This window comes from Pseudomonas sp. NPDC096925, from assembly GCF_044762545.1.
Classification (GTDB): Bacteria; Pseudomonadota; Gammaproteobacteria; order Pseudomonadales; family Pseudomonadaceae; genus Aquipseudomonas.
In genome coordinates this window covers 404,131-414,614 of sequence record NZ_JBIWEM010000004.1, presented here as the reverse complement: position 1 = coordinate 414,614, position 10,484 = coordinate 404,131, and the positions used below count along the sequence as shown (strand labels likewise).

At 62.5% G+C, this 10,484-nt stretch carries 11 protein-coding genes; 6 read left to right on the top strand and 5 right to left on the bottom strand.

The genetic code is table 11. The features are described 5' to 3' along the window. Both ACIQYU_RS15665 and ACIQYU_RS15660 read right to left on the bottom strand, forming a co-directional pair. The coding region (locus tag ACIQYU_RS15665) for a transposase (protein WP_402800687.1) at positions 1–350 on the bottom strand (350 nt) is incomplete at its 3' end. Between the two features lie 337 nt (positions 351–687). Next, complete coding sequence (locus ACIQYU_RS15660; RefSeq protein ID WP_207832933.1) at positions 688–1,662, bottom strand: OmpA family protein; 975 nt, start codon at positions 1,660–1,662, stop codon at positions 688–690. A 130-nt stretch (positions 1,663–1,792) separates the two neighbouring features. Here ACIQYU_RS15660 and pyrC point away from each other — a divergent pair, with 130 nt between their 5' ends. Continuing rightward, entirely contained in the window at positions 1,793–2,839 is a 1,047-nt protein-coding gene (gene pyrC / locus ACIQYU_RS15655) for a dihydroorotase (protein WP_207832935.1), read from the top strand. A gap of 59 nt (positions 2,840–2,898) precedes the next feature. Further along, positions 2,899–3,510, top strand: coding sequence for a ribonuclease T (gene rnt, locus ACIQYU_RS15650; RefSeq protein ID WP_243434194.1), 612 nt, complete (start codon positions 2,899–2,901; stop codon positions 3,508–3,510). A 160-nt stretch (positions 3,511–3,670) separates the two neighbouring features. Here the strand turns inward: rnt and ACIQYU_RS15645 are convergent, their stop codons facing one another. Further along, positions 3,671–4,273 (bottom strand): peroxiredoxin, encoded by a 603-nt coding sequence (locus tag ACIQYU_RS15645; RefSeq protein WP_003254945.1) that lies wholly within the window; start codon positions 4,271–4,273, stop codon positions 3,671–3,673. Between the two features lie 224 nt (positions 4,274–4,497). On the opposite strand from ACIQYU_RS15645, the gene ACIQYU_RS15640 reads away from it, so the two are divergent. Both ACIQYU_RS15640 and bfr read left to right on the top strand, forming a co-directional pair. Beyond that, positions 4,498–4,716 carry a bacterioferritin-associated ferredoxin gene (locus ACIQYU_RS15640; RefSeq protein ID WP_003254947.1) on the top strand — a complete coding sequence of 73 codons (219 nt, stop codon included), beginning with the start codon at positions 4,498–4,500 and terminating at the stop codon, positions 4,714–4,716. A 201-nt stretch (positions 4,717–4,917) separates the two neighbouring features. Beyond that, positions 4,918–5,391 carry a bacterioferritin gene (bfr, locus tag ACIQYU_RS15635; RefSeq protein WP_063913140.1) on the top strand — a complete coding sequence of 158 codons (474 nt, stop codon included), beginning with the start codon at positions 4,918–4,920 and terminating at the stop codon, positions 5,389–5,391. 57 nt (positions 5,392–5,448) lie between these two features. On the opposite strand, the gene grxD is transcribed toward bfr, so the two are convergent. Both grxD and ACIQYU_RS15625 read right to left on the bottom strand, forming a co-directional pair. After that, on the bottom strand, positions 5,449–5,784 hold the full coding sequence (gene grxD, locus ACIQYU_RS15630; protein ID WP_003254949.1) for a Grx4 family monothiol glutaredoxin: 336 nt from the start codon (positions 5,782–5,784) through the stop codon (positions 5,449–5,451). 91 nt (positions 5,785–5,875) lie between these two features. Beyond that, positions 5,876–7,984, bottom strand: a complete 2,109-nt coding sequence (locus tag ACIQYU_RS15625; protein ID WP_207832937.1) for a molybdopterin-dependent oxidoreductase — start codon at positions 7,982–7,984, stop codon at positions 5,876–5,878. Between the two features lie 398 nt (positions 7,985–8,382). Between ACIQYU_RS15625 and argF the strand changes: the two genes are divergently transcribed. Next, a complete protein-coding gene (argF, locus tag ACIQYU_RS15620) occupies positions 8,383–9,303 on the top strand; it encodes an ornithine carbamoyltransferase (protein ID WP_207832939.1) in 921 nt (306 codons plus the stop codon). Further along, entirely contained in the window at positions 9,300–10,409 is a 1,110-nt protein-coding gene (locus ACIQYU_RS15615; RefSeq protein ID WP_207832941.1) for an ABC transporter ATP-binding protein, read from the top strand. Before argF ends, ACIQYU_RS15615 begins: the two co-directional genes overlap by 4 nt. Positions 10,410–10,484: the final 75 nt, after the last annotated feature.

The window sequence follows — 10,484 nt, the reverse complement described above, 5'->3', positions numbered from 1 at the left end:
CTTGTTTTCAGGGTTGGCTTGTCAGGAATGACCTCAGCGAAATGGGCCAGCACTGCGGCGTCGATGGCATCGGTCTTGGCCTTGATGCCCAAGGAATCCGCGAACGATCTGGCTCGCTTGGGGTTCACGCGTATGACCTTGTAGCTGGCGTTCTGGAGAAAGCGCATGACATCAAGCTCGTAGCCGCCTGTAGCTTCCAGAAGGATGCGCTTGATGCTGAGCCCTCGAAGGCTCTTCACCAGTTCCTCAAAGCCCGCTGGATCATTGCGCACGCTGATCCTGATGCCCTGGGGCCGCACCAGTGCATCAAGGGAAAGACTGGAAACATCGATACCCAAGAAGGAAGCCATCGCCAAAACCTCCTAGACTCAACAGTGTGAGAGAGCTTTGGCTTGGCCCACGCTTGTGGTTCGAGATTAGGCCCTCATCCAACTGTTCGGGCTCTCGCCAAAGTGGAACGGTGAATGGCAGCTTGTGCTCCCACACGTGCTCAAGGCACCTCTGGCATTCAGCTTGCCATTCACCGCTCTCACTCCAGATTCTAATCCCCTCTCAAGACACAAGCGGGCTTGTCCCGCGAAGCGCCGCGCGGGCGGCGCTCGATCTCACAGGCGCTGACAATGCTGTAGCGAACACCTGGTGGCCCCGATGCAATCCCCAGCCATGCCCACGATGGCCAACCCGACCTCAGGGCGCCTTCGCCCCCAGCGCGCCCGAGGCCGGAGCGGCAGCAGGCGGACTGGCTGGCGCTGCCGCCGGAGCAGCAGGCGCTGCCTGCTCAACCGGCTTCTCCACCGGTTTCTCAACCACCGCCACCCGATCCAGTTCGATATTCACCCGCCGGTTACGCGCCCGATTGGCCGCACTGTTGTTCTTCGCCAACGGGTAACGTTCACCATGGAAGCGCACGGTAATCTGCTCTTCCGGCACGCCATGAGCCTTGAGGTAGTCGGCCACGGCCAGTGCCCGGCGGCGAGACGTGTCGCGATTGGTCAGGCGGTTGCCGCTGTTGTCGGAGTGGCCGTTGAGCTCGACATGGTTCACCGTCGGGTCGGCTTTCATGTAGTCGAGGATCACATCCAGCCGCGCCTTGGCCGCGCCATCCAGCTCGATACCTCCGCCGGGGAAACCCACCTGGGTCTGGCGCACCTGGTCGTAGTTCATCGGCAGCAGCTTGCCGGCACAGGCTTGGTAGTCGCTGTAGGCCTTGGCGAAACTGACCGGCAGCACACGCACTTCCATCGGCCTGCCCGCCTCGCCGGCGTAATTGCGCACCACCGTGCTGCGCCCGTCGAGCAGGCCGTTGATCAGGCGGCTGGCCTGGCCCTGGGACGAACTGAACAACACCCCGGTGCGAGCCAGGCGCACGCTGCCCAGGCTGATGTCGCTGCGCCCGGGTTGCCACGGCGCAGCGGCTGCCAGCAAAGTGGCCGTGCCCGCACCCAGTACGTTGCTGTCCGAGCGCAGCTGGAACACCGGCTGTTCGCCCGCGCGGCGTACGAACTCACCACTGCCAAAACCGTCGATCGGCTGGATCAGCCGGCATTCGAACTGGTCCCCCTCGACCTTCCAGGCAATGTTCTCCATGCGCGTCTGGAAAGTCAGTGCGCCGGCCGGCAGGCTGGCGAACAGGGTCAACAGGGCTAGGTAACGCTGGCGCACGGGCGGCTCCACAAATTCTGACGGCTTACCTGCAGGCTATCGGGCGCCTGCCGGAAAACTTGATAGCCGTGCTCCACCCAGGGTTTTCCGGTAGCATTGGGGCTTGAGTTCGACCCGCCTGGAATCCCCAATGTCCGATCGCCTGACCCTCCTGCGTCCCGACGACTGGCACATCCATCTGCGCGATGGTGCCGTCCTGCCCCACACCGTTGGCGACGTGGCGCGTACTTTCGCCCGTGCCATCATCATGCCCAACCTGGTTCCGCCGGTGCGCAATGCCGCCGAGGCTGGCGCCTACCGTGAGCGCATCCTGGCCGCCCGTCCGGCCGGCAGCCGCTTCGAACCGCTGATGGTGCTTTACCTCACCGACCGCACCAGCCCCGAGGACATCCGCGCGGCCAAGGCCAGCGGCTTCGTGTACGCCGCCAAGCTGTACCCGGCCGGCGCCACCACCAACTCCGATTCGGGCGTGACCAGCATCGACAACATCTTCCCGGCCATCGAAGCGCTGGCGGAAGTTGGCATGCCACTACTGGTGCATGGCGAAGTGACCCGCAGCGAAATCGATGTGTTCGACCGCGAGAAGCGCTTCATCGACGAGCACATGCGCCGTGTGGTCGAGCGCTTCCCCACGCTGAAAGTGGTGTTCGAGCACATCACCACCAGCGACGCCGCGCAGTTCGTCACCGAGGCCCCGGCCAACGTTGGCGCGACCATCACTGCCCAGCACCTGCTGTACAACCGCAACCACATGCTGGTTGGCGGCATTCGCCCGCACTTCTACTGCCTGCCGATCCTCAAGCGCAATACCCACCAGGTGGCGCTGCTGGACGCTGCCACCAGCGGCAGCCCGAAGTTCTTCCTGGGTACCGACTCGGCTCCCCACGCCCGTCACGCCAAGGAAGCTGCCTGCGGTTGCGCCGGTTGCTACACCGCCTACGCGGCCATCGAGATGTACGCCGAAGCATTCGAACAGCGTAACGCGCTGGACAAGCTGGAAGGCTTCGCCAGCCTGCACGGCCCGGCCTTCTATGGCCTGCCGGCGAACACCGACACCATTACCCTGGTCCGCGAAGAATGGACCGCCCCGGACAGCCTGCCGTTTGGCGAGCAGACCGTGGTCCCGCTGCGTGCCGGCGAAAAACTGCGCTGGCGCCTGCTGGAGGAAAACGCGTGAGCGAAGACCTCTACGAAGATGACCTGGACACCCAGGGCAGCAGCGGCTCGCGCCACCCGATGGCCGAGCGCTTCCGCGGCTACCTGCCGGTGGTGGTGGATGTGGAGACCGGTGGTTTCAACAGCGCCACCGATGCCCTGCTGGAAATTGCCGCGGTCACCATCGGCATGGACGAAAAGGGCTTCCTGTTCCCCGAGCACACCTACTTCCACCGGGTGGAGCCGTTCGAAGGCGCCAACATCGAGCCGGCAGCGCTGGAGTTCACCGGGATCAAGCTGGACCACCCACTGCGCATGGCGGTAAGCGAGGAAAGCGCGCTGACCGACATCTTCCGGGGCGTACGCAAGGCGCTCAAGGCCAATGGCTGCAAGCGGGCGATCCTGGTCGGCCACAACAGCAGCTTCGACCTGGGTTTCCTCAATGCGGCGGTGACGCGCAATGACCTGAAGCGCAACCCGTTCCACCCGTTCTCCAGCTTCGACACCGCTACCCTGGCGGGCCTGGCCTATGGCCAGACCGTGCTGGCGCGGGCCTGCCAGAGCGCCGACATCGACTTCGACGGGCGTGAGGCGCACTCGGCGCGTTACGACACCGAGAAGACGGCCGAGCTGTTCTGCGGCATCGTCAACCGCTGGAAAGAGATGGGCGGCTGGCGCGACTTCAACGACTGAGTCGAAAAAGCATTCGCGGGCATGCCCGCTCCCACAGGGATCGCACCATGGCTGAGGCCTGTGGGGCACCTGTGGGAGCGGGTTTACCCGCGAAGAGGCCGGCACAGGACGGCACAAAAAAAACCGGCCACCAGGGCCGGTTTTTTCATGCAGGCGGCAATTACAGCTTGCCAGCGTTCTCGCTCAGGTAGGCAGCAACACCTTCTGGCGAAGCGTTCATGCCTTTGTCGCCTTTTTTCCAGTTGGCAGGGCAGACTTCGCCGTGCTCTTCGTGGAATTGCAGGGCGTCGACCAGGCGCAGCAGCTCGTCCATGTTGCGGCCCAGTGGCAGGTCGTTGACGATCTGCGAACGGACAACACCGTTGGTGTCGATCAGGAAGGCGCCACGGAAGGCCACGCCACCTTCGGACTCGACGTCGTAGGCCTTGCAGATTTCGTGGGTCATGTCGGCAGCCAGGGTGTACTTGACCTGGCCGATACCGCCGTTGTTGACCGGGGTGTTACGCCAGGCGTTGTGGGTGAAGTGCGAGTCGATCGACACGCCGATCACTTCCACGTTGCGCGCCTGGAAGTCAGGGATGCGGTTGTCCAGGGCGATCAGCTCGGACGGGCAGACGAAGGTGAAGTCCAGCGGGTAGAAGAACACCAGGCCGTACTTGCCCTTGATGGCCGAAGCCAGGTTGAAGCTGTCGACGATCTCGCCATTGCCCAGCACGGCCGGAACGGTGAAATCGGGGGCTTTCTTACCAACGAGTACGCTCATTGTAATCTCCTGATGAGGGTGAAAAACCGTTTGCCGGGCCAGACGGGCTTGCCCGACATCCAACAAAGGCCGACCATCATACACGGCTTCTGATGACAGGCCGACTCCAACGACAAAGCAACCGCCGGTCGCTCAAGCACGGCCCTTCCAGAAACTCCTTTGACAAGCATTCTCATTAACATTAAGCTCCACCCCATCGAGCCCACCAACGATGGTCAGCCTTTATGTATGTGTGTCTTTGTGTCGGCGTTACCGACGGACAGATCCGCGATGCGATCTATGAAGGATGCTGCAGCTACAAGGAAGTGCGAGCCGCGACCAACGTCGCCAGCCAGTGTGGTAAATGTGCCTGCGTGGCCAAGCAGGTGGTCCGCGAGACCCTGACCGAGCTCCAGGTCAGCCAGGCAGCCCTGCCCTACCCTGTGGAATTTACCGCGGCCTGAAAACCCAGAATTCAAAGAACCGGACCTGGCGTCCGGTTTTTTTATGCCCGCAATTCAATAAGTTAGCGCTCCAACGCGGTTCACAAACATTCTTATTTCCATTAATTTTCACTTATTATTCAAGAACTTAGGTTTGACACACCTAAGTATCGGGCTCAAACTTCCCTGCATTGGCACACTTCTACAGGGCAGGAACCCGACATGAAAGGCGACGTAAGCGTCATCCAGCATCTCAACAAGATCCTCGGAAACGAGCTGGTCGCGATCAACCAGTACTTCCTGCACGCACGCATGTACGAAGATTGGGGCCTGAACAAACTCGGCAAGCACGAGTACAAGGAATCCATCGACGAGATGAAGCACGCTGACAAACTGATCAAGCGTATTCTCTTCCTCGAAGGCATCCCCAACGTCCAGGACCTGGGCAAGCTGCTGATTGGCGAGCACACCAAAGAGATGCTCGAATGCGACCTGAAGATCGAACAGAAAGGCCTGGCCGACCTGAAAGCAGCCATCGCTCATTGCGAAACCGCTGGCGACTTCGGCTCGCGTGACATGCTCGAAGATATCCTCGAGTCCGAGGAAGAACACATCGACTGGCTGGAAACCCAGCTGGGGCTGATCGACAAGATCGGTATCGAGAACTACCTGCAGTCGCAGATGGGCGAAGAATAAATATTCGCCCCATGAAAAAACCCGCGATCAGCGGGTTTTTTCATGCTTGCCGGAAAATCAGGCCTCGGAAGCCTTGGCCTTGGCAGCCGCTTCCTTGATCAGGGTTTGCAGCTCACCCTTCTCGAACATTTCCAGCATGATGTCGCTGCCGCCGACCAGTTCACCGGCTACCCACAGCTGCGGGAAGGTCGGCCAGTTGGCGTATTTTGGCAGGTTCGCGCGGATTTCCGGGTTCTGCAGGATGTCGACGTAGGCGAACTTCTCGCCACAACCCATCACGGCCTGCGATGCACGCGCAGAGAAGCCACACTGCGGGGCATTCGGCGAGCCTTTCATGTAAAGCAGAATGGTGTTGTTGGCAATCTGCTCTTTGATCGTTTCGATGATATCCATGTAGCACCTCGGCTGAACTTTCCGACGCGGTCGTCGGCACGGTGACGCATTGTAACGGAAAGCCGAGCAGCATGCTCGGCCTTACCGTTCCTTACGCGGCCTCTACCTGCACGGGTACGCCATTGAGGGCGGCATTGCCGGAAACCTGGTCACGCAGGCGCTCATCGGTGAGGTCGTTGGCACTCACGCCAGGTTGCGCCTGGGCGATCTGCATGTGCACGCCCTGGCGAGAATGACCGAAGCCATGGGGCAGGCTGACCACACCCGGCATCATGTCCTCGCAGGCCTGCACCTCGACTTCAAGGTCCCCGGTACGCGAGCGGATACGAACCCGCTGGCCGTCCTGCAACTGCCGCTGCTGCAGGTCTTGCGGGTGCATCAACAACTGATGTCGCGGTTTGCCTTTCACCAGACGATGGCAGTTGTGCATCCACGAGTTGTTGCTGCGGACATGGCGGCGGCCGATCAGCAGCAGTTCGCCCGGCATCGGGGGGGCTTGTTGGGCCAGCCGGCGCAGGTCGTCCAGCAACACCTGGGGCGCCGCTTCGACAGCCTTGCTGGCAGTCGTCAGCCGTGCGGCGAGGTTGGCGCGCAGTGGCCCCAGGTCAAGGCCATGCGGGTGCTCGTCCAGCACTGCCAGCGACAATTGCCAGGGCGTCGCCTCACCATAGCGCCCCTTGCGCAGAGCCAGGTCGATCATCTGCGCTGGCGCCCAGGTCGGTTTCAACTCCAGCCCGGCGCGCCTGGCGAACGCTTGTGCCAGCCCAACGAAAATCTCCCAGTCATGCAGTGCCCCTTCGGGCTTGGCCAGGATCGCCCGGTTGAAGCGCGTCACGTTGCGCACGGCCAGCAGGTTGAACGTGCTGTCGTAATGGTCGTTTTCCAGCGCCCAGGTGGAAGGCAGGATCAGGTCGGCATGGCGGGTAGTCTCGTTGATGTACAGGTCGATGCTGAGCATGAATTCCAACCCCTCCAGCGCCGTATCCAGCTGGCGGCCATTGGGTGTGGACAGCACCGGGTTGCCGGCCACCGTCACCAGGGCACGCACCTGCCCTTCGCCGGGTGTCAGCACTTCTTCGGCCAACGCCGCCACGGGCAGTTCACCGCCGTACTCGGGCAACCCCGACACCCGGCTCTGCCAGGCGTTGAAATGGCCACCCGAGGTGGTCGCCACCAGATCGACGGCAGGCTCGGTGCACAACGCGCCGCCTTCACGGTCAAGGTTGCCGGTCACCAGGTTGATCAGTTGCACCAGCCAATGGCAAAGGGTGCCGAAGGCCTGGGTCGAAACCCCCATGCGGCCATAGCACACAGCCTTGTCGGCCGCGGCGAAGTCCCGTGCCAGCTGGCGAATGTCTGTCGCGGCAATGCCACAGTGCGCGCTCATGGCCTCTGCGCTGAACGGCGCGATTGCTTCGCGCACCTGCTGCAGGCCGGTGACCGGCAAGTGCGAGCCACGCGCCAGGCCTTCAGCGAACAGGGTGTTGAGCAAGCCACACAACAAGGCCGCATCCCCTCCCGGGCGGATGAACAGGTGACTGTCGGCCATGGCCGCCGTTTCGCTGCGCCGCGGGTCCACCACCACCAGGCGCCCGCCCCGGGCGCGCAGGGCCTTCAGGCGCTTTTCCACGTCCGGCACGGTCATGATGCTGCCATTGGAGGCCAGCGGGTTGCCGCCAAGGATCAGCATGAAACCGGTCTGGTCGATGTCCGGGATCGGCAGCAGCAGGCCATGGCCGTACATCAAGTGGCTGACCAGGTGCTGCGGCAACTGGTCCACCGAGGTGGCAGAAAAGCGGTTGCGGGTTTTCAGCAGGCCCAGGAAGTAGTTGCTGTGGGTCATCAAACCGTAGTTGTGCACGCTCGGGTTGCCTTGGTACACCGCCACGGCATTGCGCCCATGGGCCTGCTGGATCGCCCACAGCCTGTCGGCGGCCAGGGCAAAAGCCTCATCCCAGCCGATGGCCTGCCAGTGCTCGCCCACCCGCTTGTGCGGCTGGCGCAGGCGGTCGGGGTCGTTCTGGATGTCCTGCAGGGCCACGGCCTTTGGGCAGACATGACCACGGCTGAACGGGTCCTGGGGGTCGCCCTTGATCGAACTGATCAGCGCCCGCCCATCGTCGTCATGGCTGACTTCGATATTCAGCCCACAGATCGCTTCGCACAGGTGACAGGCACGGTGATGCAGGGTCTTGGTCATGGCCGCCTCTGCCTTGTTGTCGTGGAGGTAGTTGTGAAGAGTTGTCGAACATCGACTATGCACCCAGCCCCCACCACCGGCCAGCGCGCTTCGCGGCGTGAATCCACCGACATCAGGCACACGATTTGCGACAGCTATTTGCCAAATTGCCAGCAAGCCGTGTACAACCCTCTGTAGCAAATAAAAAACAGCACAGCCCGTCAGATAAAGACACCCTTTGCAACACCCTTTGGTATTGGGCAGCTGTTTCCCCTCTTGGCTTCAGGCGACATTTACTTATAGTATTGCGCCTTTCCCTATTTCGTCCGCCCCCGTGCGGCTTACGCCGCAGGTCACTCCCGTTGTCAAAAAAAACCATACGGTCGACCTGCATACCGTTGCAGATAAGGTAGTCAATCATGAGCGCTAGGCACTTTCTCTCCCTGCTGGACTTCACCACCGACGAATTGCTCGGTGTGATCCGCCGCGGCATCGAGCTGAAGGACCTGCGCAAGCGAAGCGTGTTGTTCGAGCCCCTGAAGAACCGCGTGCTGGGCATGATCTTCGAGAAGTCCTCGACCCGTACCCGCGTGTCGTTCGAGGCCGGCATGATCCAGCTCGGCGGCCAGGCCATCTTCCTGTCCCCGCGCGACACCCAGCTGGGCCGTGGCGAGCCGATCGGCGACAGCGCCATCGTGCTGTCGAGCATGCTCGACGTGGTGATGATCCGTACCCACGCCCACAGCACCCTGACCGAATTCGCCGCCAACTCGCGTGTGCCGGTGATCAACGCCCTGTCCGACGAGTCGCACCCGTGCCAGCTGCTGGCCGACATGCAGACCTTCCTCGAACACCGCGGCTCGATCCAGGGCAAGACCGTGGCCTGGATCGGCGACGGCTTCAACATGTGCAACTCGTACATCGAGGCGGCCAGGCAGTTCGACTTCCAGCTGCGCATCGCCTGCCCCGAAGGCTACGAGCCGGACCCACGCTTCATGGCCATTGGCGGCGACCACGTGCAGATCGTGCGCGACCCGAAGGAAGCCGTGCGCGGCGCCCACCTGGTGACCACGGATGTCTGGACTTCCATGGGCCAGGAGGAGGAAACTGCACGGCGCCTGGCGCATTTCGCGCCTTACCAGGTCACCCGCGCACTGCTCGACCTGGCGGCACCCGACGCCCTGTTCATGCACTGCCTGCCAGCCCACCGTGGTGAGGAAATCAGCCATGACCTGCTCGACGACCCTCGTTCGGTCGCCTGGGACCAGGCTGAAAACCGCCTGCATGCACAGAAGGCCCTTCTCGAATTCCTTGTAGAACCGGCTTACCACCACGCATGAGTCAACCCCTACTGCTCAACCTGCGCAACCTCGCCTGCGGCTATGGCGACCAGCGCATCGTCCAGAACCTCAATCTGCACCTGAACGCAGGCGACATCGGTTGCCTGCTGGGTTCATCCGGTTGCGGCAAGACCACCACCCTGCGCGCCATCGCCGGTTTCGAGCCGGTGCACGACGGCGAGATCCAGCTGGCGGGCGAGGTCATTTCCCGCGCCGGTTTCACCCTGGCCCCGGAAAAACGCCGCATCGGCATGGTGTTCCAGGACTATGCGCTGTTCCCGCACCTGACCGTGGCGCAGAACGTTGCCTTCGGCATCGCCAAGCACCCGCGCCAGGCCGAGGTCATCGAAGAGATGCTCGAGCTGGTCAAGCTGGGCGGCCTGGGCGGGCGCTACCCGCACGAACTGTCCGGCGGCCAACAGCAACGGGTCGCCCTGGCCCGTGCGCTGGCACCGGAGCCGCAACTGCTGCTGCTCGACGAGCCATTCTCCAACCTCGACGTGGAGCTGCGCCGGCGCCTGAGCCATGAGGTGCGCGACATCCTCAAGAGCCGTGGCACCAGCGCCATCCTGGTGACCCATGACCAGGAAGAAGCCTTTGCCGTCAGCGACCAGGTCGGCGTGTTCAAGGAAGGCCGCCTGGAGCAGTGGGACACGCCCTACAACCTTTACCACGAGCCGCAGACGCCGTTCGTGGCCAGCTTCATCGGCCAGGGGTATTTCATCCGTGGGCAGATGAGCAGCCACGAGGCAGTCAATACCGAGCTGGGTGAACTGCGCGGCAACCGTGCCTACATCATGGCGCCGGGCAGCTCGGTGGATGTGCTGCTGCGCCCTGACGATATCGTCCACGCACCGGGCAGCGCGCTGCAAGCGAACATCGTCGGCAAAAGCTTCCTTGGTGCATCGACCTTGTACCGCCTGCAGTTGCCGACCGGCAGCCAGCTGGAGGCGATCTTCCCTAGCCATGACGACCATCAGGTCGGTGAGGATGTGGGGATTGCGGTAAAGGCCGATCACCTGGTGCTGTTCCCCGTGCCGGGTAGCGTGGCGGCGCAGTTGCCGCGGCAGGAAAACGGCGTGCGTCGATACAGTTCGGCGACCTGATTCAAAATCCTGAGGCTGCTTTGCGGCCCTTTCGCGACACAAGGCCGCTCCCACAGGTACAGCGCACCATTCACG